Below are 26,821 nucleotides of genomic sequence, written 5' to 3' on the forward strand. Positions count from 1 at the left end.
GTGTCGCCGCCGGCGCCGAAGCGCGGCGGGCGCAGGCGCCGGGCCCGGGCGGGCCGGGGCGTGCGTGCTACCATTGTTCGATCTTCAATCCCGTCCTTCGATTGTTCCTGCAATGAATTCCGAGATCTCTTCGGCCGGGCCGCGGTCGGCACAAGCCCCCGTGACGCTGACGATTGCTTCGCGCGAGAGTCGCCTGGCGATGTGGCAAGCCGAACATGTGCGTGATGCGCTGCGCAAATTATATCCAGCTTGTGACGTGAAAATCCTCGGGATGACGACCCGTGGCGATCAGATTCTCGACCGCACGCTGTCGAAGGTCGGCGGCAAGGGCCTGTTCGTGAAGGAACTGGAGAATGCGCTCGCCGACGGTCGTGCCGACCTGGCCGTGCATTCGCTGAAGGACGTGCCGATGGCGCTGCCCGACGGCTTCTCGCTCGCCGCGATCATGGAGCGCGAGGATCCGCGCGACGCGTTCGTGTCGAACGACTACGCGTCGCTCGACGCGCTGCCGGCCGGCGCGGTCGTCGGGACGTCGAGCCTGCGCCGCGAGGCGATGCTGCGCGCGCGTTATCCGCACCTGAACGTGCTGCCGCTGCGCGGCAACCTCGACACGCGCCTGTCGAAGCTCGATCGCGGCGACTATGCGGCGATCATTCTCGCGGCCGCGGGCCTGAAGCGCCTTGGCCTCGAAGCGCGAATCCGCGCGCTGATCGGCGTCGAGGACAGCCCGCCGGCCGCCGGCCAGGGCGCGCTCGGCATCGAAATCGCCGCGCATCGCACGGACGTCGCGGGATGGCTCGCGCCGCTGCACGACCCGCGGACCGCGCTCGCGGTCGAGGCCGAGCGGATGGTGTCGCGCGCGCTCGGCGGCAGCTGCGAGGTGCCGCTCGCCGCCCACGCGGTGTGGCGAGCGGGCGAGCTGTACCTGACGGGCCGCGTGTCGACGACCGACGGACAGCGCGTGCTGACCGCGGAGGAGTGCGGTGCCGTCATGACCGTCGCCGATGCGCTCGCGCTCGGCCGCGCGGTGTCCGACGAGCTCGAGGCGCAGGGCGCGCGCGATATCGTCAACGCACTGCTCGCCGGCTCGCAGGCCGGCAAGGGCGACGCCTGATGGCGGGCGGCGCGCGCGCGTTCACCGCCGTCCTGACACGCCCGGACGGTCAGTCGGCCGCGCTTGCGGCCCAACTGGCCGAGGCCGGTTGCGACGTGCTCGAATTCCCGCTGATCGACATCGCGCCGGTCGACGATCCGGCGCCGCTTGGCGCCGCGTTCGCGGCGCTTGAGCGTTACGCGCTCGTGATCTTCGTGTCGCCGAACGCGATCGACCGCGCGCTCGCGCAGTACGGCGCGATCTGGCCGAATGCGCTGCCGGTTGGCGTCGTCGGCCCCGGCAGCGTCGCGGCGCTCGAGCGCCACGGCATCGCGGCGCCCGCGCATCGCGTGATCGCGCCGCAAGCACCCGCCGATGGCGATGTCCCGCATTACGATTCGGAAAGCCTGTTCGCGAGCATCGAGGCCGCGTTCGGCGGCGCGCATGCGCTCGCCGGCCGGCACGTGCTGATCGTGCGCGGCGACGGCGGCCGCGAATGGCTCGCCGAGCGGCTGCGCGAAGCCGGCGCGGAGGTCACGCTGGTCGCCGCGTACCGGCGCGTCGTGCCCGAGCCGCGCATCGGCGCGTGGGAGCGCGTGCATGCGCTGCTCGCCGGCGCGCCGCACGCGTGGCTCGTCACGAGCTCGGAGGGCGTGCGCAACCTGCACGAACTCTCTCGCGCGCATCTGAACGACGCCGAGATCGAGGCGCTGAAGCATGCGCCGCTCGTGACGCCGCATCCGCGCATCGAGCAGACCGCGCGCGCACTGGGTTTTGATAGGATTACGCTGACCGGCGCGGGCGATGAGCGCATCGTCCGCGCGTTTCGAACGATGGCCGACGAGGCCGTCCAACCGGCGACAGCCGCACCGGTGACTAAACGCATGACAGATACCAACGATTCCAAAGGCGTCGCTTCCCAGCCGGCCGCTGCATCCGCACCGCCGTCCAGTCCTCCTTATCTCGCGTCCGAACCGCATGCGCGCCGCAGCGGCAGCGCGGCGCTGTGGTTCGTCGTCGTCGTGCTCGGCTGCGCGGCGGGTGTGGGCGGCTACGCGCTGAACCGCAAGGTCGACCGGCTCGACGAGTCGTTCGTCGCGCGCCAGAAGGCGCTCGATGCGCAGACGGCCGAAACCCGCACGAAGACCGAGCAGGCGCTCGCGAGCACGCATCAGGTCGACACGCAGCTTGCGCAGCTCGACGGCAAGCTCGCCGATGCGCAGAGCGCGCAGCAGGCGCTGCAGCAGCAATACCAGGACCTGTCGCGCAACCGCGACGCCTGGATGCTCGAGGAAGTCGATCAGATGCTGTCGAGCGCGAGCCAGCAACTGCAGCTGACGGGGAACACGCAACTCGCGCTGATCGCGCTGCAGAATGCCGATGCGCGCCTCGCGACGTCGCAGAGCGCGCAGGCCGTGACGGTGCGCAAGGCGCTCGCGCAGGACATCGAGAAGCTGAAGGCCGCACCGTCGGCCGACCTTACGGGCCTCGCGATCAAGCTCGACGACGCGATCGCGAAGATCGACGCGCTGCCGCTGTCCGGCGAGGCGATCGTCCCGCACGCGGCACCGAAGGCCGTGCCGGCCGACGCCGCGTCGTCGGCCGCGGCCGTGGCCGGCGAGCCGCGCTGGAAGGTGTGGTGGCATGACTTCTCGGCCGGGCTCGGCCAGCAGCTGAAGGGCCTCGTGCAGGTTCGCCGGATCGACAACGCCGACGCGATGCTCGCATCGCCGGACCAGGGCTACTTCGTGCGCGAGAACGTGAAGCTGCGCCTGCTCACCGCGCGGCTGTCGCTGCTCGCGCGCAATGACGGCGCGATGAAGGCCGACCTGCATGCGACGCAGGCGTCGCTCGGCAAGTATTTCGACCAGGCATCGAGGGACACGCAAACCGTCGAGGATCTGCTCAAGCAGGTCGACGGCGCATCGCTGACGGTCGCGGTGCCGAACCTGAACACGAGCCTGAACGCCGTTCAGCAGTTCAAGAGCCGGGGGTAACGATGACGCTTCGAGGAATCGTCTGGCTCGCGATCCTGTTCGCGATCGCCGCGGCACTCGCCACCGTCGGCCATTTCGACGCGGGGCAGGTGCTGCTCGTCTATCCGCCGTACCGGGTCGACGTGTCGCTGAACCTGTTCGTGATCTCCATCGTCGTGTTGTTCATCGTCGTGTACGCGCTGCTGCGCATCGTGCGCAACATCTGGCGCATGCCGCAGCGGGTCGCCGCATATCGTGCGCGCTCGCGCAACGAGAAGGCACAGGCGTCGCTGCGCGACGCGATCGCGAACCTGTACGCAGGCCGCTTCTCGCGCGCCGAGAAGGCCGCGCGCGACGCGCTCGCGGTCGATGCGAACCAGGGCGCCGCGAGTCTCGTCGCGGCGACCGCCGCGCACCGGATGCACGAGTACACGCGCCGCGACGACTGGCTGTCGAAGGTCGACGCGCCGGAATGGCAGGATGCACGGTTGCTTGCCGCGGCCGACATGCGCGCGGATGCGCGCGATGCCGACGGTGCGCTCGCCGCGCTGGCCGACCTGCAGGCGGGCGGCAAGCGCATCCATGCGCAGCAGGTCGCGCTGCGCGCACAGCAGCAGTTGAAGAACTGGGCCGAGGTGCTGAAGCTCGCGAAGGCGCTCGAGAAGCGCGAGGCGCTGCATCCGGCCGCGGCCGTGCGGCTGCGCCAGCAGGCGGCGGAGAATCTGCTGCGCGAACGCCGGCACGACCCGGACGCGCTCCTCGAGGTGTGGCAGTCGCTGTCGCCGCTCGAGCGCCAGTCGCCGCGCCTGGCCGATCTCGCGGCCGACCTGCTGGTGACGCTCGAGCGCCGCACCGAAGCGCGCCGCATCGTCGAGGAAGCGCTCGCGCACAACTGGGACGCGCGCCTCCTGCGCCGCTATCCGGACACGGCCGGCGGCGATGCGTTGCCGCTGATCCAGAAGGCCGAAGGGTGGAAGAAGGATCACCCGGAGGATGCCGACCTGCTGTTCGCGCTCGGCCGTCTCTGCCAGCAGCAGCAGCTGTGGGGCAAGGCGCAGTCGTTCCTCGAAGCCGCGCTGAAGCAGGCCGACAACGAGGCGCTGAAGGTGCGTGCGCACCGTGCGCTCGCACGCCTGTTCGAGCATCTCGGCGAAACCGACAAGGCGGCCAAGCATTACCGCGAAAGCGCGCTCGCGATTACCGTGGTCTGATGCGGCGGCGCTTGCCCGCCGCGCGTAAAAAAGCCCCGAACGCCAATCGGCCTTCGGGGCTTTTTCATGCATAGCACTGCGGCAGGCACGTCGTCACGTGCGCATCACCTGTCGACAAGCCGCTTCGGCACCGACAGCGCAAGCAGTCCGCCGAGCACGAGGAACCCGGCGAGCATGTACATGCCCGCGTCGTTGGCGCCCGTCGCCTGCTTGAGCCAGCCCATCATGTATGGGCTCAGGAAGCCCGCGAGGTTGCCGATCGAATTGATCATCGCGATGCCCGCTGCAGCGGCCGCACCACCGAGGAACGCGGTCGGCAGGCTCCAGAACAGCGGCAGCGTCGTCAGGATGCCCATCGTCGCGAGCGTGAGGCCGAGCATCGCGAGCGCCGTCTGGTGCGCCCAGATCACCGACAGCACGAGCCCGAGCGCGCCGAACGCGGCCGGAATCGCGAGGTGCCAGCGTCGTTCGCGGCGCTTGTCCGCGCTGTGCGCGATCAGGATCATCGCGACCACCGCCGCCGCATACGGAACCGCCGACAGCAGGCCGATCATGAACGTGTCGGTCACGCCGGTTGCCTTGATGATCGTCGGCAGCCAGAAGCCGACGCCGTACAGCCCCATCACGAACGAGAAGTAGATGAGCGCCATCAGCCACACGCGCGGGCTCGCCATCACCGCGCCGAGCGGCAGGTCTTCCTTCGTTGCTTCTTCCGCGTCGACGTTGCGCGCGAGCAGCGCCTTTTCGTCGTCGGTGAGCCATTTGGCCTTCGCGATCCGGTCGTCGAGCGCGAAGAATACGAGCACGCCGGCCAGCACCGACGGGATCCCTTCGAGCAGGAACAGCCATTGCCAGCCGTGCCAGCCGCTCACGCCGTTGAACGCCTTCAGGATGAAGCCGGAGATCGGCCCGCCGATCACGCCGGACAACGCGACTGCCGTCATGAAGAACGTCGTCATCCGGCCGCGCCGGTGCGCGGGATACCAGTAGGTGAGGTACAGGATCACGCCGGGGAAGAAGCCGGCTTCGGCGACGCCGAGCAGGAAGCGCATCACGTAGAACATCGCGGGCGTCGTGACGAACATCGTCAGGATCGAGATCACGCCCCACGTCGCCATGATGCGCGCGATCCAGACGCGCGCGCCGACCTTGTGCAGGATGATGTTGCTCGGCACTTCGAACAGGAAGTAGCCGAAGAAGAAGATCCCGGCGCCGAGCCCGTAGACCGTGTCGCTGAGATTCAGGTCGCTCGCCATCTGCAGCTTCGCGAAGCCGACGTTCACGCGGTCGAGATACGCGACCACGTAGCACAGCAGCAGGAGCGGCGTGAGCCGCCAGGACACCTTGCGGTAGGTTGCTTCCTCGAATGCGCCGGACGAGCCCGGCAGCGACTGCGTCGATGTTGCCATGTTGTCTCCAGTTCTTGTCGTTGTCCGGACCTGGCGCGTCGGCGCCCGATCCGGTGTCGTGCGAAGCAATGATGATGGTTGGATACGGCGCAGGCCGGCGATGCCGGTGCGCGCAATTCACGGCGGTGCGGCTAGATGCAGCGCCCGCCGTCGACTTCGAGGCAGACGCCGGTGATGAACTCGGCTTCGTCGGATGCAAGGTACAGCGCCGCATTCGCGATGTCCTGCGGCGTCGAAAAGCGGCCGAGCGGAATCGTCGCCAGGAACCGGCGGCGATTCTCCGGCGTGTCCTCGCAGCCCATGAACTCGGTCATCAGGCCCGTCTCGCCGAGCACCGGGTTGATGCAGTTCACGCGGATCCGGTCGGCGCCGAGCTCGGCCGCGAGCGACTTGCTCGCGGTGATCATCGCGCCCTTCGTGCTGTTGTACCAGACGAGGCCCGGGCGCGGCCGCACGCCGGCCGTCGACGCGACGTTCACGAACACGCCGCCGCCCTGGGTGCGGAAATATGGCACGAAGGTCTGCACGCTCCAGAACAGGCTCTTCATGTTGACGGCATACACGCGGTCGAACTCGGCTTCCGTCACGTCGAGCACCGGCTTGTTGCGGTGCGTGGTGCCGGCGTTGTTCACGACGATCTGCACCGAATGGAAATCGTCGAGCGCGGCTTGCAGCAGCGCGCGCCAGTCGGTGTCCTTCGACACGTCGCCCGCGACCGCGATCGCCTTGCCGCCCGCCAGCGCGATCTCGCTCGCGACGCGCTCGGCCGCCGCGCCGTTCAGGTCGTTGACGACGACGTTCGCGCCTTCTCGCGCATAGGTCTTCGCGATGCCCTCGCCGAAGCCCGAACCGCCGCCCGTGACGATGGCCGTCTTGCCGCTCAGCCGCATGATGTGTCTCCTGTGTTGGAAGCGTGCGTCGTGTTTCGGTGCGCGGCCGGTCATCGCCGGCCGCGTTCGTCCGGTTCAGCCGTGCCGGATCGCGATCGTCTTCAGCGCGGTGAAGCCGTACAGCGCCTCGAAGCCTTTCTCGCGACCATGCCCCGAATGGCCGACGCCGCCGAACGGCAGCTCGACGCCGCCGCCCGCGCCGTAGTTGTTGATGAACACCTGGCCCGCGCGCAGCCGGCGCGCGAGACGCAGCTGACGTGCGCCGTCGCGGGTCCAGATGCCGGCGACGAGGCCGTACGGCGTGCCGTTCGCGAGCGCAACCGCTTCGTCTTCGTCGACGAAGCGCATTGCGGCAAGCACCGGGCCGAACACTTCTTCCTGCGCGAGGCGGTGCGACGGCGGCACGTCGCGCAGCAGCGCGGGGGCCTGATAGAAGCCGCTTTCGGGCGCCTCGGCGACGACCTGGCCGTGCGCGGCCATCGGAATGCCGTCGTGCTGCGCGTCGGACAGGAAATCCCACACGCGCTGTTGCTGCTTCGCGTTGATTAGCGGGCCGCAGTCGAGATCCGCGCGGCTCGGGCCGACACGCAGCCCGTTGAAGGTGGTGGCGAGCCGTTCGACGAGCGGCTCGTACACCGCGCGCTCGATCAGCACGCGGCTGCCGGCCGAGCAGGTCTGCCCGCCGTTCTGCACGATCGCCGACACGAGCACGGGCAGCGCCGCGTCGAGATCGGCGTCGGCGAACACGATCTGCGGCGACTTGCCGCCGAGCTCGAGCGTGACGGGGACATGATTCTCCGCCGCCATCTGCGTGACCAGCTTGCCGGTTGCGGGCGAGCCGGTGAACGAGATGTGGTCGATGCCGGGATGGCGCGCGAGTGCGGCGCCTGCTTCATGGCCGTAGCCGGTGACGACGTTCAGCGCACCGGACGGCAGCCCGGCTTCGGCGGCCAGCTCGGCCACGCGCAGCACGGACAGGCACGCATCCTCGGCCGGTTTCACGACGCATGCGTTGCCGGCCGCGAGCGCCGCGCCGACGCTGCGCCCGAAGATCTGCATCGGGTAGTTCCACGGCACGATGTGGCCGGTGACGCCGTGCGGCTCGCGCACCGTGAGCACCGTGTAGCCGGCCTGATAGGGGAGGGTCTCGCCGTGCAGCTTGTCGGCGGCGCCCGCGTAGAACTCGAAGTAGCGCGCGAGCGCGGCGGCGTCGGCACGTGCCTGCTTCAGCGGTTTGCCGGTGTCGCGCGCCTCGATCGCGGCGAGTTCCTCGAGGTGGTCGGCGACGCGCGCGGACAGCCGCATCAGCACGCGGCCGCGCTCGGCGGCGCTCGCCGCGCCCCAGGGGCCCGCGAACGCGTCGCGGGCCGCGGCGACCGCGCGCTCGATGTCGGGCGCGGTGCCGCGCGCGATCGTCGCGAACGGCTGACCGTCGGATGGGTCGACGACCGGAATCGTCTCCAGTTGCGCGGGCAGCGTCCATTCGCCCGCGATGAAGTGCTTCGCCTCTTCCATGCCTGCTCCTGTCGACCCGGGTTGGCGCTTCGGCGCTTGCTCGGGTCCCATGCAAATCTGTTGGTGCTTCAGCGGTTACGCGGATCCCATGCAACGTCGCCCGCGGTTCGATGGCCGGACATCCGGAACGATTATCGCGCCGATCGTCATCCGGACGCCACCGGTCGATTGGCTATAATGGCGCATTCCCTGCGGGGACGCCCGCGGCGGTGCATCGGCTGCGGCGCCCTGTCCCGAATTCCCATCGACCAACAGAGAGCGCTATGAGCTTCAATCATGTTCCGGCCGGCAAGGACCTGCCGCACGATTTCAACGTGATCATCGAGATCCCCGCGCAAAGCGATCCGGTGAAGTACGAGGCGGACAAGGAGCTGGGTCTCCTCGTCGTCGACCGCTTCATCGGCACGGGCATGCGCTACCCGGTGAACTACGGCTACATCCCGCAGACGCTGTCGGGCGACGGCGATCCGGTCGACGTGCTGGTGATCACGCCGTTCCCGCTGCTGGCCGGCTCGATCGTGCGTTCGCGCGTGCTCGGCATGCTGCAGATGACCGACGAGTCGGGCGTCGACGCGAAGCTCGTCGCCGTGCCGCACGACAAGGTCTGCCCGATGACGGCGAACCTGAAGTCGATCGACGACGTGCCCGAGTACCTGAAGGACCAGATCAAGCACTTCTTCGAGCAATACAAGGCGCTCGAGAAGGGCAAGTGGGTGAAGGTCGAAGGCTGGGCCGGCATCGACGCCGCGCACAAGGAAATCGCCGACGGCGCCGCGAACTACAAGAAGTAAGCCGGCAGGCCGGCCTCGCGGCCGGTTCGTTCGGAACGCAAAACCGCGCGTGTCTCCTCAGGAGGCCGCGCGGTTTTGTTTTGTGCGCGCGGTGGCGCGTGCGAGGGTTTTCTTGCGGGCCGGCGCCGGCTGGGCGCCAGCACTCGGCGCGGCCTTCGCACGTTTCGCGCCCGTTGCGCGGCGCGCGGGGGCAACGGGGGCCGGGGCGGCCTCGATGACTTCGGCGGTGGCCTTCCTTGTCGACGGACGGCCGCGCTCCGGGGCGGAAGCAGGGGCGGCGGGTCCGTTCGCGGCAGGCTTGCCGCCGGCTGCCGGCGCTTTCCGCTTCGGCAATGCGTTCGTGGCCGGCTTGTCCCGTTTTGCCGGCGTGCCGCGCGAGGCGGTCTTTTTCCCTTCCGTGTCGTCGGCGGTCCCGGCACGTTTCACGGCGACAGGCGAGGTTTTTGCCGACGTTGGCGCCGTTGCGGCGCGTCGGGTCTTCGCGGTTTTCGCGGACGCGATCTTTTTTCCGGCAGTTCCGCTCTTCGCGGCCTTATCGCGAGCCTCTTCAGTTTCGGCCGGCCCGTTCGCAATGTCGGCGCGCTTCGCCTTCATCTTCTTCTTTCCGCGTGTGCCGTCCTGCGGCCCTGCGGTGTCGACGTTTCCGTCGATCGACATCCCGGCCGGCAACACCGATTCGAGCGTCCGGATCCCGGCCGCCAGCTCGCGTTTCTGCGCGGCCGTGAGCCGCTTCACCCAGTATTCGGCGCGCGACGCGATCGACCGGTCGGGCAGCGGGAACGATGCGAGCACGGCGCGCGGCTTGCGCGAGCGCGTATAGCGCGCGCCCTTGCCGGACGCGTGCTCGTCGAAGCGCGCGGCGACATCGGTCGTGATGCCCGTGTAGACGCTGTCGTCGGCGCACTCGATCAGATACAGAAACCAGGACATGGGAAGGCGGCGGGATGCGAAGCCGTCAGTGTCTCAGAAATGGCGGGCGTCAACGCCACCGATCGCCGTGACCTTCGCCGAAGCGGATGTGCCGGCCGGCCGATGCTACCCGGCACTCCGCCGGAACGGATCGTGTTCGCGCAGCTCGTCGACGTACGCGTGGATATGCTCGGTCTCGCGTTCGAGAAAGCGCGCGACCGCATCGGAGAACGCCGGATGCGCGAGCCAGTGCGCGGAATGCGTGACGGTCGGCAGGAAGCCGCGCGCGAGCTTGTGCTCGCCCTGCGCACCGCCTTCGAAGGTGTCGAGCCCGGCCTCGATGCAGAACTCGAGCAACTGGTAATACGCCGTTTCGAAATGCAGGCACGGCACGTGTTCGAGCGCGCCCCAGTAGCGGCCGTACAGCGTGCCGCCGCTGCCGTTCGCGCCGCGCCGGTACACGGCGAGCGAGCTCGCGATCGGCTTCCCGTCGGCTTCGGCGATCACGAGCAGCAGGTTCTCCGGCATCGTCGCGCCGATCGCGCGAAAGAAGTCGAGGTTCAGGTACGGGCTCGAATAGTGCTCGCGGTAGGTCTGCCGGTAGCAGCGCGTGAAGAAGCGCCAGTCGGCGTCGGTGATCTGTTCGCCGGTAAGCCGCCGGAACGTGACACCGGCATCGCGCACCTTGCGCCGTTCCGCGCGGATGTTCTTGCGCTTCTTCTGCTCGAGCGTGCCGAGGAAGTCGTCGAAATCGCGATAGCCGTCGTTGAGCCAGTGGAACTGCACGCCTTCGCGCAGCATCATTCCCATCGACTCGAGCAGCCGCGCTTCGTCTCCGGTCGGGAACAGCACGTGCAGCGACGACACGTCGCTCTGCTCGGCGAACGCCAACAGCGTGGCCGCGAGCCGGCGGCGTGCGTCGTCGTCGGCGGCGAGCAGGCGCGTGCCCTGCACGGGCGTGAACGGTACCGCGCACAGCAGCTTCGGGTAATAGGGCAGGTCGTTGCGCTGGTACGCATCGGCCCACGCCCAGTCGAACACGTATTCGCCGTACGAATGCTGTTTCGCGTAGACGGGCGCGGCGGCCGCGAGCCGGCCCGTGCGCGCGTCGGTCAGCGTGACGAAGTGCGGCGACCAGCCGGTGTCGTCGACCGCGCAGCGCGCGACGTGCAGCGCGTCGAGGAATTCGTGGCGCAGGAACGGCGTCGGCTGCGCGTCGCGCTCGAGCAGTGCGTTCCATTCGTCGGCCGGCACCTCAGCGGGGGACGACAGGATGCCCGTGCGATAATCGATGCGTTCGTGTTTCAAGCGTGAATCCGTACTGTTGGATGCCGCCGGATGCGTGCCGCCGTGGCCCGCATCCGGGACGATTTCGTCAGCCGTTCAGGGCGCGCCGCCGGGCTGCGCCGATCCCGTCATGAAGACCCGACTCGCTCTCGCCCAGATCAACGTCACCGTCGGCGATTTCGCCGGCAACGTCGCGCGGATCATCGCCGCCGCCCGCGCCGCGCACAACGACGGTGCGCACCTGATGATCGCGCCCGAACTCGCGCTGTCCGGCTACCCGCCGGAAGACCTGCTGCTGCGGCCCGCGTTCTACACGGCGGCGGCCGCCGCGCTCGACACGCTCGCCGATGCGCTGCGCGCGTTCGACGGGCTCGCGGTGCTGGTCGGCCATCCGCTGCGGAGCGCGGGCGGCGATCCGCACGCGCCAGCCGTCGATGGTAATGCAAACCGCCCGATCGAGCGCGGCGTGCCGCCGACCGACACCTACAACGCGGTGTCGCTGATCGTCGGCGGCGAGATCGTCGGGACGTACCGCAAGCAGGATCTGCCGAACGCGGACGTATTCGACGAGAAGCGCTACTTCGCGACGGACACCGAGCCGCTCGTGTTCGAGCTGGAAGGCGTCAGATACGGCGTGATCATCTGCGAGGACGCCTGGCATGCGTCGGCCGCGCAGATCGCGAAGGCCGCCGGCGCGCAGGTGCTGCTGATCCCGAACGGTTCCCCGTACCACATGAACAAGGAAGCGCTACGCATCGACATCCTGCGCGCGCGGATCCGCGAAACCGGGCTGCCGATGGTGTACGTGAACCTCGTCGGCGGCCAGGACGAGCTCGTGTTCGACGGCGGCTCGTTCGTGCTCGACGCGCAGGGCGCGCTCGTCGCGAAGATGCCGCAGTTCGACGAAGGGCACGCGATCGTCGAGTTCGACGGGGCGCGCCCGCTGCCCGGCGCGATCGCGCCCGAGTTGCCGGTCGACGCGCAGGTCTATCGCGCGCTCGTGACCGGCGTGCGCGACTACATCGGCAAGAACGGTTTTCCCGGCGTGCTGATCGGGCTGTCGGGCGGCGTCGATTCGGCGCTGGTGCTCGCGGTCGCCTGCGACGCGCTCGGGCCCGAGCGTGTGCGCGCGGTGATGATGCCGTCGCGCTACACGGCCGACATCTCGACCACCGACGCGGCGGAGATGGCGCGGCGCGTCGGCGTGCGCTACGACGAGATCGCGATCGCGCCGATGTTCGACGCGTTCCGTGCGGCGCTCGCGGGCGAATTCGCGGGCCGCGCGGAGGATGCGACGGAAGAGAACATCCAGGCGCGCATCCGCGGCACGCTGCTGATGGCGCTGTCGAACAAGTTCGGCTCGATCGTGCTGACGACCGGCAACAAGAGCGAGATGGCGGTCGGTTACTGCACGCTGTACGGCGACATGGCCGGCGGCTTCGCGGTGATCAAGGACATCGCGAAAACGCTGGTCTACCGGCTGTGCCGCTATCGCAACGCAACGACGGACTACGGGCTGCGCGACGTGATTCCCGAGCGGATCCTGACGCGTGCGCCGTCGGCCGAGCTGCGCGAGAACCAGACGGACCAGGACAGCCTGCCGCCGTACGACGTGCTCGACGCGATCATGCGGATGTACATGGAGGAGGACCGGCCGCTCGCGGAGATCGTCGCGGCCGGCTATGCGGAGGCCGACGTCGCGCGCGTGACGCGGCTCATCAAGGTCAACGAATACAAGCGCCGCCAGGCGCCCATCGGCATTCGCGTCACGCATCGCGCATTCGGGCGCGACTGGCGCTATCCGATCACGTCACGCTTTACCGAACGTCTCGACTGAGCCGCGCTGGGCCGTACGCGGCCGGCCGGCTTACAATCGGGATCGCGATTCTGCATCCAAACGAGCATTGAGGGACAACCATCATGAAACGCATCACCGCCATCATCAAGCCGTTCAAGCTGGACGAAGTCCGCGAAGCGCTCGCCGAAGTGGGCCTCACCGGCCTGACCGTGACGGAAGTGAAGGGCTTCGGCCGCCAGAAAGGGCACACGGAGCTGTATCGCGGCGCCGAATACGTGGTCGACTTCCTGCCGAAGATGAAGATCGAGGTCGTCGTCGCGGAAGCGCAGGTCGACCAGGTGATCGACGCGGTGATCGGCGCGGCGCGCACCGGCAAGATCGGCGACGGCAAGATCTTCGTGTCGGACGTCGAGCGCGTGATCCGCATCCGCACCGGCGAAGAGAACGAAGCGGCGGTCTGAGCGCCGCTTCGGGCACGGTTGACCCAATCGGTCGATCGGGCCGTGGATCATACGATCCCGGCCCGCCAATAAAAAACGGTGCGGATACCCGGAAGGGTACCGCACCGATACGCGCCTCTCGCAGCAGCGTGGAAAGTGTTGTCGAATCGTTCTCTGGACGGCGCCTGATCAGAACAGGTGCTGGATGCCGGCGTAGACGCCGGTCTGGCTGCCGCCCGGATGCGGGTTGCCCGTCGAGACGGCCGTGCCGGCGCCGTTCGCGTTCAGGCCGAAGTTGGCCGTCGAGCTGTTGCGCACCGTCGCGACCTGCACGTCGAACAGCGTGCGTTTCGAAATGTTGTACGAGCCGCCGACCGTGTAGATGTTCGCGTTGCCGCCGCCGTGGTTCGCGTTCACGTGGTACACGGCGGCGATCAGCGCTGCCGCCGGCGTTGCCTGCCACGTCACGCCGCCCCAGACTTGCTGGGTGCCGGTGATGCCGTTGTTGACGGCCGGGCCGCCGCTGCCGTCCGCGTGCGACGACTGGTAGGCCGCCTGCACCTTGAACTGGCCGAGGAACACGTTCACGCCCGCGAAGTATTCACGCGAATAGTTGAACACGTCCGAGAAGCGGCCGTTGCTGTCGCGCGTTTCGTCATAGATGCCGCGCAACTGGAACAGCGAGTTCGTATAGGTGATCTGCGCGCCGGCTGCACGACCCGGCTGGCCGGCCGTCGTGTTGCCGTTGAAGCTGGTCGAGTTCGAGAACGCGAACTGGCCGTAGAAGTCGAAGCCGTAGAACTGCGGCGACTGGTACGACACGTTGTTGCTGGTCTTGTTCCAGTTGCGGCCGCGCACCAGCGATGCCGACGACCAGCTCGACTGGCCCAGCGGATCGAAGTCCCACACGCCGTTGGCGATCGCGAGTTCGCGACCCAGCAGCAGCGTACCGTAGCGGTCGTTCGAAATACCGACGGTCGCAAAACGATCCCAGATCGAGCCGGACGTGCCGAGACCGCCGTTCATCGTGTTGAACGCGCCTTCGAGGTGGAACAGGACCTTGTTGCCGCCGCCGATGTCCTCGCTGCCCTTCAAGCCCCACAGGCTCGTGCCCCAGTCGCCGCTTTCTGCGCGAACGCGATGGCCATCCTGCAGCCCGTTCATGTACTCGAGGCCGGCATCCAGGCGACCATACAGCGTGACGCTGCTCTGCGCGTGCGCCGTAACCACCCCAGCAGCCATCAGCGCGGCCGCGACCAAAGCTTTCTTCATCATCTCCTCCATACCCTGTCAAAAAGTCAACCCAGACTGCACGAGATGCCCGGAGCAGCGAGCGCCGGGCAAAAGCGAAAAGCGGGATAACCAGGGAGACCTCGTGCAGAGCCGGTAAGCGCGGCACGCGGGCAAGCGGACGGAAAACCGTTGAGCGGTCCCGCGCGGCCGGGTCGGCTTGCGGGGTCTCCTTGTTGTGTCGTGAAGCTAAACTACATTTCACGAACTTCGTTTTGCTACTTTGGTTACTAATTTAGCAAAAATACAATTTTGTGGCGATGGAAATCGTTGTTTGACTAACCGCTGTCGCCAATTTGCCATGCAACACCGTGCGCGATGGCTGCCCAAAGGGGCGTCGATTCCCGGAAAACCCTTGTCACACAAGGGAGACATGGATTCGATAAGCATGGGTCAAGGATTGCCACTATTGACGCCATCGGGGCGCGAGCGTAGGCGCCGCAGAGACGAAATTGGTAAGTATTTCGTAATGATTTGGCGGCGGTCAGCCGATGTCGGGCGAGGCCCGAAACGCTTGTCCGGCAACGGTTGACCGCCGCCCGCCGTGGACGCGCGCCAGGTTCAAGCGGATGCCGCCCGGGCGTCGAGCAACTGCGCGCGAAGCCATCGGTGCGCGTCGGTGCGCGCGTGCTTCGCGTGCGAGTAGATTTTCACGGTGTAGCGCGGGATCTCGAACGGCGCGGGGAAGATGCGGATCGGCGCCGCGTGGCGCAGCGCCTGCGCGGCACGGTTCGGCACCGTCATCAGGAGTGCCGATTCCGCGATCACGAACGGCGCGGCCAGCACGCTGGGCAACTGCACGGCGACCTGCCGCGCGAGGCCGAGCCGGTCGAGCACGTAGTCGACGACGCCGCGCGACTCGTTCCAAGGCGTGACGACCACGTGGCGTGCCGCGAGGTACTGGTCGAGCGTCAGCCGCCGGCGGATGTCCGGATGCGTGGCGCTCGCGATCACCACGTAGTCGTCCGAGAACCAGTCGAAATCCTCGATGCCCGGCGCGTCGGCGGCCGATTCCTCGTGATAGCCGAGCGCGAAGTCGATGCGTCCGGCCGCGAGTTCGTCGATCGAAATCTTGCGGTCGGAGTGGACGACGCGGATCCGCAGCCGCGGGGCGACCTGCTCGATGCGCGCCAGCAACGCCGGCAGCACGGCGAATGCCGTGTAGTCGCTCGCGGCGAACACGAACGTGCGGTCGCTGTGCGCGGGATCGAACCGGCGCGCGCGGGCGAGCCCCTTCGACATCGTGTCGAGCGCATCGCCGGCCCAGGTGGCGATGTCGTCGGCGCGCACGGTCGGCTGCATCTCGTTGCCGAGCCGCACGAACAGCGCATCGCCGATCGCGTCGCGTAGCCGGGCGAGCGCGTGGCTCAGCGCGGACGGGCTCATCGCCAGTTCGTGCGCGGCCGCGGCGACCGACCTGTGGCGGTACAACGCGTCGAACGCGAGCAGCAGGTTCAGGTCGAGACGGCGCAGGTCGGGATGCATCATGTTCATGTCCACATGAAGAAACTGCACTTCCTGCAGTTGAACCGCGAACGTAGCATGTCGATCTGTCCGGCGCCAGGCGCGCTTGCGCGGGCGCCGCATTCCGTTTTCAGTCCGGGCCGAAGGAGGGCCCCTCACCGTGCAAATCGAAATTCGTTCCGCCACCGTCGCCGACGTGCCGCAAATCCTGCGCTTCATCACCGAGCTGGCCATCTACGAGAAGGCGGAGCATGAAGTGGTCGCGACACCTGCGTCGCTCGAGCGCAGCCTGTTCGGCGAAGGAACGCCCGCGCGCGCACTGATCTGCGAGGTCGACGGCGAGCCGGCCGGCTTCGCCGTGTATTTCTCGTCGTATTCGACGTGGCTCGGCCGCCAGGGCTTGTATCTCGAGGATCTGTACGTATCGCCGCGCTTTCGCGGCGCGGGTGCCGGGCTGCGGCTGCTGAAGGCGCTCGCGCGCATCGCCGTGGACACCGGCTGCGGGCGCTTCGAATGGAGCGTGCTCGACTGGAACGAGCCGGCGATCCGCTTCTACGAAAGCGTCGGCGCGGCGCCGCAGAGCGAATGGGTGCGCTACCGACTCGCGGGCGATGCGCTGCGCGCGTTCGCCGACGGCGCACCGGTGGACGCCGTGTAAACGCAAAACGGGCGCCGCGTGGCGCCCGTTCGCGTGTCGTCGCGCGTCGCGCGCGTTACTTGAGGCTGCCCGACAGGAACCCGCGCAGGCGTTCGCTCTTCGGGTTGGCGAACACCTCGGACGGCACGCCTTCCTCCTCGACGCGCCCCTGGTGCAGGAACATCACGTGATTCGACACGTTGCGCGCGAAGCCCATCTCGTGCGTGACGACGATCATCGTGCGGCCTTCCTCGGCCAGCTTCTGCATCACCTTCAGCACTTCACCGACCAGTTCCGGGTCGAGCGCCGACGTGGGCTCGTCGAACAGCATGACGTCCGGATGCATCGCCAGCGCGCGCGCGATCGCGACACGCTGCTGCTGCCCGCCCGACAGGTGCGACGGATACTGCTTCTCGACGCGCGGCGCGAGACCGACCTTTTCGAGATACTCGCGCGCACGATCTTCGGCTTCCTTTTTCGGGATGCCGAGCACGTTGACGGGCGCTTCCATCACGTTCTCGATCACGTTCATGTGCGACCAGAGATTGAAATGCTGGAACACCATCGACAGCTTGGTGCGCACGCGTTGCAGCTGCTTCGAATCGGCCGCGCGCAGCGCGCCCGTCTTGTCCGGCGTGGTGCGCACTTCCTCGCCGTCGACGATGATGCGGCCCGCGTTCGGCTGCTCGAGGAAGTTGATACAGCGCAGCATCGTGCTCTTGCCGGAACCGGACGAGCCGATCACGCTGATCACGTCGCCCGAGTTCGCCTTCAGCGACACGCCCTTGAGCACCTCGTTGTCGCCGTACCGCTTGTGCAGATCGTCGACGAAAAGCTTTTGAGTCTGGGAATTCATCAATAGTCCTGCGAAAACTTACTTGCCTTGCGGGCGCAGATACGCGAGCCAGCGACGCTCGGCCTGGCGGAACAGCCACACGAGCGTGAACGAGATCGCGAGATAGAGCAGGGCGGCGATCCCGAATGCGTGGAACGACATGTAGGTCGCCGAGTTCACGTCGCGCGCGATCTTCAGGATGTCCGGCACGGTCGCGGTGAATGCGACGGTGGTCGCGTGCAGCATCAGGATCACTTCGTTGCTGTAGAGCGGCAGCGCGCGGCGCAGCGCCGACGGCAGGATCACGCGGCGATACATCGTGAAGGTGGACATCCCGTATGCGCGCGCGGCCTCGATCTCGCCGTACGACGTCGCCTTGATCGCGCCCGCGAAGATCTCGGTGGTGTACGCGCAGGTGTTCAGCGTGAACGCGAGCAGCGTGCAGTGCATCCCGTCGCGGAAGAACGCGTCGAGCAGCGGCGTGCCGCGCACGACCTGCAGGCTGTAGAGGCCGGTGTAGCAGAGCAGCAATTGCACGTAGAGCGGCGTGCCGCGGAACACGTACGTGTAGAGCCACACCGCGCCCGACAGCCACTTCCTTTTCGACACGCGGGCCACGGCGAGCGGCACCGACAGGCAGAAGCCGAGGCCGATCGACACGACCAGCAGCCACAGCGTGATCGCGACGCCGGTGATCCGGAAGCCGTCGGTGTAGAGGTAGTTGCGCCAGTATTCTTGGATGAGTTCGATCATAGGTCAGCCTTGCGGACACCGGTCGAGTAGCGCTTTTCGAGCCAAATCAGCACGAAGTTCGAGATCGTCGTGATGGCGAGGTAGACCGCACCGGCGATGAGCGTGAAGAAGAAGAACCGCAGCGTGCCCTTGCCGGCGTCCTGCGACGCCTTCACGACGTCCGCGAGACCGATGATCGACACCAGTGCGGTCGACTTCACGAGCACCTGCCAGTTGTTGCCGATGCCCGGCAGCGCGAAGCGCATCATCTGCGGGAACATGATTCGCGTGAACACCTGCCAGTTGGTCATCCCGTACGCGCTGCCGGCCTCGAGCTGGCCGCGCGGCACCGACAGGAATGCGCCGCGGAAGGTCTCGGTGAAGTACGCGCCGTAGATGAAGCCGAGCACGAGCACGCCGGCGAGGAACGGATCGATGTCGATCTGGTCCCAGCCGAGTGCGTCGGTCGCCATGTTCAGCCAGATCTGCAGGCTGTAGAACAACAGCAGCATCAGCACGAGGTCCGGCACGCCGCGGATCAACGTGGTGTACACGGTGCCGACGCCGTTCGTGAAGCGGTTGCGCGACAGCTTCGCGCCCGCGCCGAGCAGGCCAAGCAGGAACGACAGCGCGAGCGAAAGCACCGCCAGTTTGACGGTTTGCCAGGTGCCTGCGAGGATCAGCGGGCCGTAGCCTTGTAGAAACATATGTGGTCCCTGGTGTGGTCCCGGACGGCGCACGCGGTGCGCCGCGAAAGACGCGCCCGCCAAGCTGCGCGGAACGCCCCGTGCGTATCATGACCGTCCGCCCCGGCAACGGTGCCGGGCCAGCCCGTCGCGGGGAGCGGCGGGCGAGGGGCGGGCGGCGCGTGGTGGACTGCCTGTACTGCCGGACGCGGGGCGCCCCCGCATCCGCTTCCCGTCATTGTCTGCGCTCAGCGAGCCGAGTAGACGCTGAACGAGAAATACTTGTGCGACAGCCGGTCGTACGTGCCGTCCTTGTGCATGTCGGCCAGCGCCTTGTTGATCTTGAGCTTCAGGTCCGTGTCTTCCTTGCGCAGGCCGATCGCGGTGCCGTCGCCGATCGTCTTCGGATCCTTCACTTCCGGACCGGCGAACGCGAAGCCCTTGCCGCGCGGCGTGCGCAGGAAGCCATAGTCGGCCTGCAGTTCATCCTGCAGCGTCGCGTCGAGGCGGCCCGAGCCGAGATCGGCATAGACCTGGTCCTGGTTCTGGTAAGGAATGATCGTGACGCCTTGCGGTTCCCAGTACGCCTTCGCGTAGGATTCCTGCGTCGAACCCTGCTCGACGCCGACGCGCTTGCCCTTGAGCGACGCGACCGTCGGCAGCAGCGGCGAGCCGGCCTTCGCGATCATCCGCGCGGGCGCGTCGTACACCTTGTCGGAGAAGTCGATCTGTTCGCGACGCTTGTCCGTGACGGTCAGCGACGACACGATGACGTCGTACTTCTTCGCCTTCAGCGCGGGAATGATCCCGTCGAGATCCTGCGCGACCCACACGCACTTCACGTTGATGCGCTTGCAGATTTCCTTGGTGAGATCGACGTCGAAACCGACGATCTCGCCGCTCGGCGCGGTCGACTCGAACGGCGGGTAGCTGGCATCGACACCGATCCGCACGGTCTTCCATTCTTTCGCGAAGGCGCTGCCCGCCACGAGGGCGAGGGCGGCGCACAGGGCGGCCTTCTTCATTTCCATCCTTTTGTCGCTCACTTCCGGGGGGCGCTCGCGGCCGGTCGGGCCGGGCGCCGCGGCGTATTCTAGACGGCCAAAATTCGTGTTTCGGCGCGCGGGCAACGGCGCTCGCCGGACGGGCGAACGCCAAAAGGGCGGTATTTTACCCGAACGCGATACCCGGAAAACGGCAATCCGGCGCGACCGATGGATTCTTCGATCCGGGCGTTGCGGCAATCGTGGTATTCGCAACGAGCATTGCGCCGATTGGATTCGTGGGTGCAACGATGCGGTGCGCGGGCGGCGGATTGTGGCGCGCTTGGCGCGCCCCTACAGTGCAGGTAAACCCGAAGAAAGAATGTCTGCCTGCCGGAGTGCCCGCCCCATGTTCCAGATCCGCCGCGCCGCCGACCGCTGCCACACGCGCCAAGGCTGGCTCGAGTCGAGTCACAGCTTTCCGCCTGTCGACGACGCCGAGGCCGCCCATCCGCCGTTCGGCGCGCTGCGCGTGCTGAGCGAGGACCGGATCGCGCCGACGCGCGGCTTCGGGATGCAGCCGCGCCGCGACCTCGAAATCGTCACTTACGTGCTGGACGGCGCGCTCGCGCACCGCGACAGCCTTGGCAACGGCGCCATCGTGCGGGCCGGCGGCATCCAGCGGATGAGTGCCGGCACGGGGCTCATGCACAGTGAAACCAATGCGTCGCGCGACCGGGTGCTGCATCTGCTGCAGATCTGGCTGCAGCCGGCCGGGCGCGGCGGGCGCCCCGGTTACGCGGAGCGGCATTTCGCCGACCACGAGAAGCGCGGCCGCCTGCGGCTCGTCGCGTCGCCGGACGGCGGCGACGGCGCGCTGTCGATCGGTGCGGATGCGCGGATTTTCGCGGGGCTGATCGACGGTGACGAGGAGGCGGTATTCGGTGTGCCGGCCGGACGTGGCATTTATGTGCACGTGGCGCGTGGCGACGTGGAGGTCAACGGCCACGCGCTGGTCGCGGGCGACGGCGCGCGGATCGCCAGGGTGGACGCGGTCGCGTTCGCACGCGGACGGGCAGCCGAGGTGCTGCTGTTCGACGTCGCCTGAAGCGAAACAGGGGACGCGGGCCGAGTACCCGCGTCCCCTGCGAAGCCGCCCGGGGAGGCGGCCCGCCGGCTTACTGCGCCGGCGCCGACGCGGCCTTGGCCGCGCGGTGCTCCTGCCAGCGTTCCTTCATCTTCTCGTGACGCTGTTCCATCCGCGCGAACTGCTGCTTCAGCGCGGTGCTGACCGTCGTCTTCTGCTGGTCGTTCAGTCCGTTGTAGAACGCGAGCCAGGCGGCCGAGCTTTGCTCGCGCAGCTGCGCATTCTGCTGCTCGGCCTGCTGGCGGGCGGCGTGCATCGCGTTCAGGTCGAGGATCGGCTGATTCTGCTGCGCCTTGAACTGCTCGCGCATCTGCTCGTGGCTCTTGCGCATCGCTTCATGGTTCTGCTTCATCGTGTTGACGGCCGTCTGCCATTGCTGCTCCTGCGATGCGTTGAGCTTCAGCTGATCGTGCAGTTTCATGATCGCGCCGAACGGGCCGCCGTCATGGCCGCCGTGCATCTGGTGCATGCCGGGGCCGCCCGGCGGCGGCATGTCGTTGGGCGGCGCGGCATGCGCGGTGCCGAATGCGAGAGCGAGCACGGTGGCGGCCGCGATGGCCACGCGGGAAGTCTTCTTATACATTTCAGAAACTCCTGTATCCAAAGGGTCCGGCGATGCGGTGCGCGGGTGACGCGTGTGCCGCATCCGGTAAGACGCAGGTTAGCGGCGCGTGTCCCGGCGGGTGTTACGCGGGGTGGCTGCCGGGTTACGGTGCATTACAGTTCCCTTGCGCCGTAACCCGCAGTAACCCTTTCGTTCCTTTGTTTCGTTCTTCGACTCCGCACTCGCGCGGTAAACTTCGAGCCATGACTACCCAGATCCTCATCGTCGACGACGACCAAGAACTCCGTGACCTGCTGCGCGACTATCTCGTGCGCCAGGGGATGGAAGTGTCCGTGCTGCACGACGCGGCGACGCTCGAGAAGCGTCTCGAGCGCGAGCGGCCCGACCTGATCGTGCTGGACCTGATGATGCCGGGCGTGGACGGCCTGACCGCGCTGCGCCAGCTGCGCGCGGCCGGCGACGACATCCCCGTGATCATGCTGACGGCGCGCGCGGACGACGTCGACCGCATCGTCGGGCTCGAACTCGGCGCGGACGACTACCTCGGCAAGCCGTTCAACCCGCGCGAGCTGCTCGCGCGCGTGCAGGCGGTGCTGCGCCGCCGCCGGGCGACGCCGTCGGCGGCGGCGCCCGAGCAGCGCGAGCCGTTCGCGTTCGGCCGTTTCGTGCTCGACTTCCAGGCGCGCACGCTGGCGGTCGACGGCAAGCCGGCAACGCTGTCGAGCAGCGAATTCGCGCTGCTGAAGATCTTCGTGAACCACGCGCTGCGCACGCTCACGCGCGAGCGGTTGCTCGAGCTGCTGCACGGGCCCGAGTACGACGGCACCGACCGCGGCATCGACGTCCAGGTGTGGCGCCTGCGCCGCATCCTGGAAACGGATCCGTCGACGCCGCGCTTCATCCAGACGGTGCGCGGGCGCGGCTACGTGTTCGTGCCCGACGGCGAGGCCCATGCGCAAACCCATTGATTCACTGTTCGGACGGCTGGCGCTGCTGGTCGTCGGCGTGCTGCTCCTGTCGCACTTCGCGTGGTTCTTCGCGATGCGCCTCGAGCGCGGTCAGATGCAGACGCGTTACGCGGTCGAGGAGGCCGCTTTCCTCGTCGACGCCGTGCGCCAGCACGTCGAGCGCACGCCCGACCAGCCGCTGCCGTCGCGGGTGCGGCTGGTGTCGCCGGACAGTCCGGACGTGCCGACGAGCGCAGGCTCGAATCTGCCGGCGCCGCTCAAGCGTTTTCGCGACGACGTGAGCGAGCGCATGCCGGCCGGCACCCTGGTCGAGATCGGCGCGCCGGGCCACCCGCCGGTGCTGTGGGTCAAGGAGCCGACCGACCGCAACTGGATCGTCGTGCCGGTGCAGCCGCTGCGCCCGCCGCGCTCGCTCGACCGGATGCTGCTGTGGCTCGGCACGATCTTCTCGGCAGGCGTGATCGCCGCGCTGTTCGCGGCCTGGCAACTGCAACAGCCGCTGCGTTCGCTGGCGCGCGCGGTCGCGCGCTTCGGCCGCGGCCAGCCGGTGCCGCCGCTGCGCGAGCGCGGCCCGCGCGAGCTGCGCCAGCTCACGCACGGCTTCAATCAGATGGTGGAACAGGTGTCACAAGCCGAGAGCGATCGCGCGGTGATGCTGGCTGGCGTCGCGCACGACCTGCGCACGCCGCTCGCGCGGATGCGCCTGCGTGCCGAAATGATGGACGACGCACGGCTGCGCGACGGCGTGGTGCGCGATGTCGACTCGATGTCGCACATCGTCGACCAGTTCCTCGTGTTCGCGCACGGCGGGGCGGATCGCAGCGAGCCCGTGCCGGTCGACCAGACCTGCGAGCGGATCGCGCGCAGCTATCGCGCGGTCGCACCGAACGCGCCGGCGGTCCAGACGCATCTGGCCGCCGACGAAGGTTTCCGCCTGCCGACCGCGACACTTGACCGGATCCTGTCGAACCTGCTGGACAATGCGCATGCGTACGGCGCGCCACCCGTGCTCATCGAGACGTTGCGTACGCCGACGGGTTACTTGTTGTCGGTCAGCGACAGCGGCGGCGGGATCGCGCCGCGCGACCTGGCGGCCGCGACACGGCCGTTCGTGCGGCTCGACCCCGCGCGCGGCGGCAATGGCCACAGCGGGCTCGGGCTCGCGATCGTCGAGCGGCTGGTGCTGAGGCTGGGCGGGGCGTGCGAGATCGGCAATCGTCCCGAGGGCGGCCTGCGCGTGGCGATGACGTTCCCGTTCGACGTGGTGCCGAAGGACGAACTGCACGCCCAGGCCGCGTAAGCGGCGGATGCGGCGCCTGCCGGGCAGGCGCCGCGCGGCATCATTCGCCGAACAGCGTGCCGAGCGTCTCGGCGGCGTTGCTGTCGATGGTGTTGTAGGTCACGCTCGTGGCCTCGAAGATATAGACGGTCGTATAGCGGCCAAGGCGCTCCAGAATCTCGTCCTGCAGCGATTCTGGCACGACGTTCATGTTCAGGTACCATGCCGTCGACGACAGCCGCGTCTGGAACGACCCATATTCCTGCATCAGCTCGTAGAACGCATCGGCATCCTGATCGCGGCAGACGATCACCAAGTTTCCTGCCATTCCCTTCCTCCCGCTGGTCGGTCGATCCCTGGCGGCTGTGGTCGACACCGACGCCAGGGGCTAGCCCCGATCATACCTGCTTCGCCGCAATCGTCCGATGACGTCCGGCATGGTTTGCGTCCGCATGCGGCTGGCGGGTTCCCGGCCGGCCCGGATCACGGCATAATTCGGGGCCTGCATGCCGGCCGGAGGACTGCGGCCGGGCTGCTCCGCATCGCACGCCTGCTGTTCGCCCGCGTGCCGGGCACGATCCGTGCGCCGTCCGCGCGTCGCATGGCGCCGCGCCGGCCCCGGACGGTTGAACCTGAAATACAGGTTGGTGTAGTGTCGTGCCGTCGCGGCCCGACTCGCCGCGCCGGGGGCGCAGCGTGCACGCACGGCGCCTCGCGCCGGCGTCAGATCGTGAATCAATCGAATTACCGCGTCGAATTACCGCGCCCGTGCGCTTTGCCATGAATCAACATCGTCTGCCGGCTTCGTTCGGCCTTACCGGGGAGGGCGCCTGATGGACGTCGGATTCTTCAATCCGAACCGGACCGCCAACGCGTCCGCGTGGCGCGTTCTGCCGAACCGGTGGGACTTCATCGCGTTCCCGCTGATCATCTGCCTGATCGCGATGGCGGTCGTCGGCTTTCATGAAACGATGGCGCCGATCGGGACCCTTCAAACCCAGAAGATCTCGCTCGATCCGTCGAACCTGCCCGAATACGCGCTGCGCACCACGCTGCGGATGCTCGCCGCGATGGTCGCGTCGCTTGCGTTTACGCTGGTCTACGGCACGCTCGCCGCGAAAAGCCGCCGCGCCGGCATGGTGCTGATCCCGATCCTCGACATCCTGCAGTCGGTGCCGGTGCTCGGCTTCATCTCGTTTACGGTCACGTTCTTCCTCGCGCTGTTCCCGAGCCGCGTGCTCGGCGCCGAACTGGCCGCGATCTTCGCGATCTTCACGAGCCAGGCGTGGAACATGACGTTCAGCTTTTACCAGTCGCTGCGCACGGTGCCGCGCGATCTGGACGAAGTGTCGCGCGGCTTCCACCTGACGTCGTGGCAGCGCTTCTGGAAGCTCGAGGTGCCGTTCTCGATGCCGGGGCTGATCTGGAACATGATGATGTCGATGTCGGGCGGCTGGTTCTTCGTCGTCGCATCGGAGGCCATCACCGTCGGCAACCAGACCATCACGCTGCCCGGGATCGGCGCGTATCTCGCGCAGGCGATCTCGGACAAGAACCTCGGCGCGATCGGCTGGGTGATCCTGACGATGACGGTGGTGATCCTGGCCTATGACCAGTTCCTGTTCCGCCCGCTGATCGCGTGGGCCGACAAGTTCCGGATGGAGAACACCGCGTCGGGCGACGCGCCGCAATCCTGGCTGCTCGACCTCGTGCGCCGTACGCGCCTGATCCATCAACTGCTCGTGCCGGCCGGCTGGTTCTTCGCGAAGGCCGCGCGGATTCCGCTGCGTCTGCCGGTGTCGGGCGCGATGCGCTTCACGCTGCCCAAGGTCGAGAAGAAGGCGTCGCGCACCGTCGACATCGCGTGGGCGGTGCTCGTGCTGCTCGGCACGGCCTATATCGTGTGGCGTGTCGTCAGCTTCGTGTCGACCGGCGTGACGATGGCCGAAGTCGGCCACGTGATCGTGCTCGGGCTCATCACGCTGCTGCGCGTGGTCGTGCTGATCTCGATCGCGTCCGTGATCTGGGTGCCTGTCGGCGTGTGGGTCGGGCTGCGCCCGAAACTCGCCGAGAAGCTGCAGCCGCTCGCGCAGTTCCTCGCCGCGTTCCCGGCAAACCTGCTGTTCCCGGTGTTCGTGATCGTGATCGCGCGTTTCCACCTGAACGCCGACATCTGGCTGTCGCCGCTGATCGTGCTCGGCACGCAGTGGTATATCCTGTTCAACGTGATCGCGGGCGCGACGTCCTATCCGAACGACTATCGCGAAGCCGCGACGAACTTCCGGATCCGCGGCTGGCAGTGGTGGCGCCAGGCGATCCTGCCCGGCATCTTCCCGTACTACGTAACCGGCGCGATCACCGCATCGGGCGGCGCGTGGAACGCGAGCATCGTGTCGGAAGCGGTGCAGTGGGGCACGACCCGGATCGAGGCGCACGGCCTCGGCGCCTATATCGCGCAGACCACCGCCGCCGGCGACTTTCCGAAGATCATCCTGGGCATCGCCGTGATGTCCCTGTTCGTTACCCTGTTCAACCGCCTGCTGTGGCGCCCGCTGTATGCCTTCGCCGAAGCGAAGCTGCGGCTCGACTGAGACCGATTGAGAGCGAAACGCGATGCACAATCCGAATGCTGTAAACGCCCCCGTCCAGACGTCCCAGCCGCCGCGCCTCGGTGAGGAAATCCTGCGCGTCGATCACGTCTGCCGCGGCTTCAACAAGACGCAAGGCGAACTGCTCGTGCTCGACGACGCGAACCTGTCGCTGCGCGAAGGCGAGATCGTCGGGCTGCTCGGCCGCTCCGGCTCGGGCAAATCCACGCTGCTGCGGATCATCGCCGGGCTGATCGAGCCGACCGGCGGTGAAGTGACCTACCTCGGCAAGCCGCTGACCGGCCCGGCCGAAGGCGTCGCGATGGTG

General features: G+C 67.7%; 25 protein-coding genes. 12 read left to right on the forward strand and 13 right to left on the reverse strand.

Annotated elements, in window-relative coordinates; genetic code table 11:
- Window positions 1–112 precede the first annotated feature (112 nt).
- The 3 genes from hemC to WS46_RS26375 are packed head-to-tail and all read left to right on the forward strand — an operon-like array spanning window position 113 to window position 4,280.
- Window positions 113–1,114: a hydroxymethylbilane synthase gene (gene hemC / locus WS46_RS26365; protein WP_059527523.1), complete on the forward strand. Its 1,002-nt coding sequence runs from the start codon at window positions 113–115 to the stop codon at window positions 1,112–1,114.
- Complete coding sequence (gene hemDX / locus WS46_RS26370) at window positions 1,114–3,090, forward strand: fused uroporphyrinogen-III synthase HemD/membrane protein HemX (RefSeq protein WP_059692257.1); 1,977 nt, start codon at window positions 1,114–1,116, stop codon at window positions 3,088–3,090. The genes hemC and hemDX overlap by 1 nt, the downstream gene beginning before the upstream one ends.
- Before the next feature lie 2 nt (window positions 3,091–3,092).
- Window positions 3,093–4,280, forward strand: coding sequence for a heme biosynthesis protein HemY (locus tag WS46_RS26375; protein WP_059527516.1), 1,188 nt, complete (start codon window positions 3,093–3,095; stop codon window positions 4,278–4,280).
- 104 nt (window positions 4,281–4,384) lie between these two features.
- Here WS46_RS26375 and WS46_RS26380 read toward each other — a convergent pair whose 3' ends face one another.
- From WS46_RS26380 to WS46_RS26390, 3 genes are all read right to left on the reverse strand, one after another.
- On the reverse strand, window positions 4,385–5,689 hold the full coding sequence (locus WS46_RS26380) for an MFS transporter (RefSeq protein WP_059527504.1): 1,305 nt from the start codon (window positions 5,687–5,689) through the stop codon (window positions 4,385–4,387).
- A gap of 131 nt (window positions 5,690–5,820) precedes the next feature.
- Window positions 5,821–6,579, reverse strand: a complete 759-nt coding sequence (locus tag WS46_RS26385; RefSeq protein ID WP_059527501.1) for an SDR family oxidoreductase — start codon at window positions 6,577–6,579, stop codon at window positions 5,821–5,823.
- A gap of 75 nt (window positions 6,580–6,654) precedes the next feature.
- Window positions 6,655–8,094 (reverse strand): aldehyde dehydrogenase family protein, encoded by a 1,440-nt coding sequence (locus tag WS46_RS26390; protein WP_059692258.1) that lies wholly within the window; start codon window positions 8,092–8,094, stop codon window positions 6,655–6,657.
- A gap of 263 nt (window positions 8,095–8,357) precedes the next feature.
- Between WS46_RS26390 and ppa the strand changes: the two genes are divergently transcribed.
- On the forward strand, window positions 8,358–8,885 hold the full coding sequence (ppa, locus tag WS46_RS26395) for an inorganic diphosphatase (protein ID WP_011885693.1): 528 nt from the start codon (window positions 8,358–8,360) through the stop codon (window positions 8,883–8,885).
- Window positions 8,886–8,942: 57 nt separating this feature from the next.
- On the opposite strand, the gene WS46_RS26400 is transcribed toward ppa, so the two are convergent.
- Together WS46_RS26400 and WS46_RS26405 are read right to left on the reverse strand one after the other, a co-directional pair.
- A complete protein-coding gene (locus WS46_RS26400) occupies window positions 8,943–9,815 on the reverse strand; it encodes a GIY-YIG nuclease family protein (protein ID WP_059692259.1) in 873 nt (290 codons plus the stop codon).
- 105 nt (window positions 9,816–9,920) lie between these two features.
- The gene (locus WS46_RS26405; RefSeq protein WP_059692260.1) at window positions 9,921–11,102 is read right to left on the reverse strand and encodes a GNAT family N-acetyltransferase; all 1,182 of its coding nucleotides are present in this window, start codon (window positions 11,100–11,102) and stop codon (window positions 9,921–9,923) included.
- A 109-nt stretch (window positions 11,103–11,211) separates the two neighbouring features.
- Between WS46_RS26405 and WS46_RS26410 the strand changes: the two genes are divergently transcribed.
- The gene (locus WS46_RS26410) at window positions 11,212–12,918 is read left to right on the forward strand and encodes an NAD+ synthase (RefSeq protein WP_059692272.1); all 1,707 of its coding nucleotides are present in this window, start codon (window positions 11,212–11,214) and stop codon (window positions 12,916–12,918) included.
- Between the two features lie 83 nt (window positions 12,919–13,001).
- Complete coding sequence (locus tag WS46_RS26415; protein WP_006398637.1) at window positions 13,002–13,340, forward strand: P-II family nitrogen regulator; 339 nt, start codon at window positions 13,002–13,004, stop codon at window positions 13,338–13,340.
- 168 nt (window positions 13,341–13,508) lie between these two features.
- On the opposite strand, the gene WS46_RS26420 is transcribed toward WS46_RS26415, so the two are convergent.
- Window positions 13,509–14,594 (reverse strand): porin, encoded by a 1,086-nt coding sequence (locus tag WS46_RS26420; protein ID WP_059692273.1) that lies wholly within the window; start codon window positions 14,592–14,594, stop codon window positions 13,509–13,511.
- 576 nt (window positions 14,595–15,170) lie between these two features.
- Complete coding sequence (locus WS46_RS26425; protein WP_059692274.1) at window positions 15,171–16,097, reverse strand: LysR family transcriptional regulator; 927 nt, start codon at window positions 16,095–16,097, stop codon at window positions 15,171–15,173.
- 136 nt (window positions 16,098–16,233) lie between these two features.
- Between WS46_RS26425 and WS46_RS26430 the strand changes: the two genes are divergently transcribed.
- On the forward strand, window positions 16,234–16,731 hold the full coding sequence (locus tag WS46_RS26430) for a GNAT family N-acetyltransferase (RefSeq protein ID WP_059692261.1): 498 nt from the start codon (window positions 16,234–16,236) through the stop codon (window positions 16,729–16,731).
- Between the two features lie 55 nt (window positions 16,732–16,786).
- Here WS46_RS26430 and WS46_RS26435 read toward each other — a convergent pair whose 3' ends face one another.
- From WS46_RS26435 to WS46_RS26450, 4 genes are all read right to left on the reverse strand, one after another.
- On the reverse strand, window positions 16,787–17,566 hold the full coding sequence (locus WS46_RS26435) for an ABC transporter ATP-binding protein (RefSeq protein WP_059527484.1): 780 nt from the start codon (window positions 17,564–17,566) through the stop codon (window positions 16,787–16,789).
- A gap of 18 nt (window positions 17,567–17,584) precedes the next feature.
- Window positions 17,585–18,298, reverse strand: coding sequence for an ABC transporter permease (locus tag WS46_RS26440; protein WP_059527481.1), 714 nt, complete (start codon window positions 18,296–18,298; stop codon window positions 17,585–17,587).
- The gene (locus WS46_RS26445; RefSeq protein ID WP_059527478.1) at window positions 18,295–18,984 is read right to left on the reverse strand and encodes an ABC transporter permease; all 690 of its coding nucleotides are present in this window, start codon (window positions 18,982–18,984) and stop codon (window positions 18,295–18,297) included. Before WS46_RS26445 ends, WS46_RS26440 begins: the two co-directional genes overlap by 4 nt.
- 227 nt (window positions 18,985–19,211) lie before the next feature.
- The gene (locus tag WS46_RS26450) at window positions 19,212–19,988 is read right to left on the reverse strand and encodes an ABC transporter substrate-binding protein (RefSeq protein WP_059451025.1); all 777 of its coding nucleotides are present in this window, start codon (window positions 19,986–19,988) and stop codon (window positions 19,212–19,214) included.
- Between the two features lie 367 nt (window positions 19,989–20,355).
- Here WS46_RS26450 and WS46_RS26455 point away from each other — a divergent pair, with 367 nt between their 5' ends.
- Window positions 20,356–21,054, forward strand: coding sequence for a pirin family protein (locus WS46_RS26455; protein WP_059692262.1), 699 nt, complete (start codon window positions 20,356–20,358; stop codon window positions 21,052–21,054).
- A 70-nt stretch (window positions 21,055–21,124) separates the two neighbouring features.
- Here the strand turns inward: WS46_RS26455 and WS46_RS26460 are convergent, their stop codons facing one another.
- Window positions 21,125–21,676 carry a Spy/CpxP family protein refolding chaperone gene (locus tag WS46_RS26460; RefSeq protein WP_059692263.1) on the reverse strand — a complete coding sequence of 184 codons (552 nt, stop codon included), beginning with the start codon at window positions 21,674–21,676 and terminating at the stop codon, window positions 21,125–21,127.
- 224 nt (window positions 21,677–21,900) lie between these two features.
- On the opposite strand from WS46_RS26460, the gene WS46_RS26465 reads away from it, so the two are divergent.
- Together WS46_RS26465 and WS46_RS26470 are read left to right on the forward strand one after the other, a co-directional pair.
- Window positions 21,901–22,626, forward strand: a complete 726-nt coding sequence (locus tag WS46_RS26465; RefSeq protein ID WP_059527468.1) for a response regulator — start codon at window positions 21,901–21,903, stop codon at window positions 22,624–22,626.
- On the forward strand, window positions 22,610–23,926 hold the full coding sequence (locus tag WS46_RS26470; RefSeq protein ID WP_059692264.1) for an ATP-binding protein: 1,317 nt from the start codon (window positions 22,610–22,612) through the stop codon (window positions 23,924–23,926). The genes WS46_RS26465 and WS46_RS26470 overlap by 17 nt, the downstream gene beginning before the upstream one ends.
- A 40-nt stretch (window positions 23,927–23,966) precedes the next feature.
- Here WS46_RS26470 and WS46_RS26475 read toward each other — a convergent pair whose 3' ends face one another.
- Window positions 23,967–24,233: a hypothetical protein gene (locus WS46_RS26475; RefSeq protein WP_006398649.1), complete on the reverse strand. Its 267-nt coding sequence runs from the start codon at window positions 24,231–24,233 to the stop codon at window positions 23,967–23,969.
- Window positions 24,234–24,738: 505 nt separating this feature from the next.
- Between WS46_RS26475 and WS46_RS26480 the strand changes: the two genes are divergently transcribed.
- Window positions 24,739–26,496 (forward strand): ABC transporter permease subunit, encoded by a 1,758-nt coding sequence (locus WS46_RS26480; RefSeq protein ID WP_059692265.1) that lies wholly within the window; start codon window positions 24,739–24,741, stop codon window positions 26,494–26,496.
- A gap of 22 nt (window positions 26,497–26,518) precedes the next feature.
- Window positions 26,519–26,821 (forward strand): ATP-binding cassette domain-containing protein (locus WS46_RS26485; protein WP_156443189.1); only part of this gene is annotated, 303 nt, incomplete at its 3' end.

The sequence above is a fragment of the Burkholderia sp. RF4-BP95 genome (genome assembly GCF_001521985.1).
In the GTDB taxonomy this organism is placed as follows: Bacteria; Pseudomonadota; Gammaproteobacteria; order Burkholderiales; family Burkholderiaceae; genus Burkholderia; species Burkholderia diffusa.

Excerpts from the sequence above, each read along its gene's own strand:
- hemC (WP_059527523.1), top strand. The coding sequence starts at position 113 with ATGAATTCCGAGATCTCTTCGGCCGGGCCGCGGTCGGCACAAGCCCCC.
- hemDX (WP_059692257.1), top strand. The coding sequence starts at position 1,114 with ATGGCGGGCGGCGCGCGCGCGTTCACCGCCGTCCTGACACGCCCGGAC.
- WS46_RS26375 (WP_059527516.1), top strand. The coding sequence starts at position 3,093 with ATGACGCTTCGAGGAATCGTCTGGCTCGCGATCCTGTTCGCGATCGCC.
- WS46_RS26380 (WP_059527504.1), bottom strand. The coding sequence starts at position 5,689 with ATGGCAACATCGACGCAGTCGCTGCCGGGCTCGTCCGGCGCATTCGAG.
- WS46_RS26385 (WP_059527501.1), bottom strand. The coding sequence starts at position 6,579 with ATGCGGCTGAGCGGCAAGACGGCCATCGTCACGGGCGGCGGTTCGGGC.
- WS46_RS26390 (WP_059692258.1), bottom strand. The coding sequence starts at position 8,094 with ATGGAAGAGGCGAAGCACTTCATCGCGGGCGAATGGACGCTGCCCGCG.
- ppa (WP_011885693.1), top strand. The coding sequence starts at position 8,358 with ATGAGCTTCAATCATGTTCCGGCCGGCAAGGACCTGCCGCACGATTTC.
- WS46_RS26400 (WP_059692259.1), bottom strand. The coding sequence starts at position 9,815 with ATGTCCTGGTTTCTGTATCTGATCGAGTGCGCCGACGACAGCGTCTAC.
- WS46_RS26410 (WP_059692272.1), top strand. The coding sequence starts at position 11,212 with ATGAAGACCCGACTCGCTCTCGCCCAGATCAACGTCACCGTCGGCGAT.
- WS46_RS26415 (WP_006398637.1), top strand. The coding sequence starts at position 13,002 with ATGAAACGCATCACCGCCATCATCAAGCCGTTCAAGCTGGACGAAGTC.
- WS46_RS26420 (WP_059692273.1), bottom strand. The coding sequence starts at position 14,594 with ATGATGAAGAAAGCTTTGGTCGCGGCCGCGCTGATGGCTGCTGGGGTG.
- WS46_RS26425 (WP_059692274.1), bottom strand. The coding sequence starts at position 16,097 with ATGATGCATCCCGACCTGCGCCGTCTCGACCTGAACCTGCTGCTCGCG.
- WS46_RS26435 (WP_059527484.1), bottom strand. The coding sequence starts at position 17,566 with ATGAATTCCCAGACTCAAAAGCTTTTCGTCGACGATCTGCACAAGCGG.
- WS46_RS26440 (WP_059527481.1), bottom strand. The coding sequence starts at position 18,298 with ATGATCGAACTCATCCAAGAATACTGGCGCAACTACCTCTACACCGAC.
- WS46_RS26445 (WP_059527478.1), bottom strand. The coding sequence starts at position 18,984 with ATGTTTCTACAAGGCTACGGCCCGCTGATCCTCGCAGGCACCTGGCAA.
- WS46_RS26450 (WP_059451025.1), bottom strand. The coding sequence starts at position 19,988 with ATGAAGAAGGCCGCCCTGTGCGCCGCCCTCGCCCTCGTGGCGGGCAGC.
- WS46_RS26455 (WP_059692262.1), top strand. The coding sequence starts at position 20,356 with ATGTTCCAGATCCGCCGCGCCGCCGACCGCTGCCACACGCGCCAAGGC.
- WS46_RS26460 (WP_059692263.1), bottom strand. The coding sequence starts at position 21,676 with ATGTATAAGAAGACTTCCCGCGTGGCCATCGCGGCCGCCACCGTGCTC.
- WS46_RS26465 (WP_059527468.1), top strand. The coding sequence starts at position 21,901 with ATGACTACCCAGATCCTCATCGTCGACGACGACCAAGAACTCCGTGAC.
- WS46_RS26470 (WP_059692264.1), top strand. The coding sequence starts at position 22,610 with ATGCGCAAACCCATTGATTCACTGTTCGGACGGCTGGCGCTGCTGGTC.
- WS46_RS26475 (WP_006398649.1), bottom strand. The coding sequence starts at position 24,233 with ATGGCAGGAAACTTGGTGATCGTCTGCCGCGATCAGGATGCCGATGCG.
- WS46_RS26480 (WP_059692265.1), top strand. The coding sequence starts at position 24,739 with ATGGACGTCGGATTCTTCAATCCGAACCGGACCGCCAACGCGTCCGCG.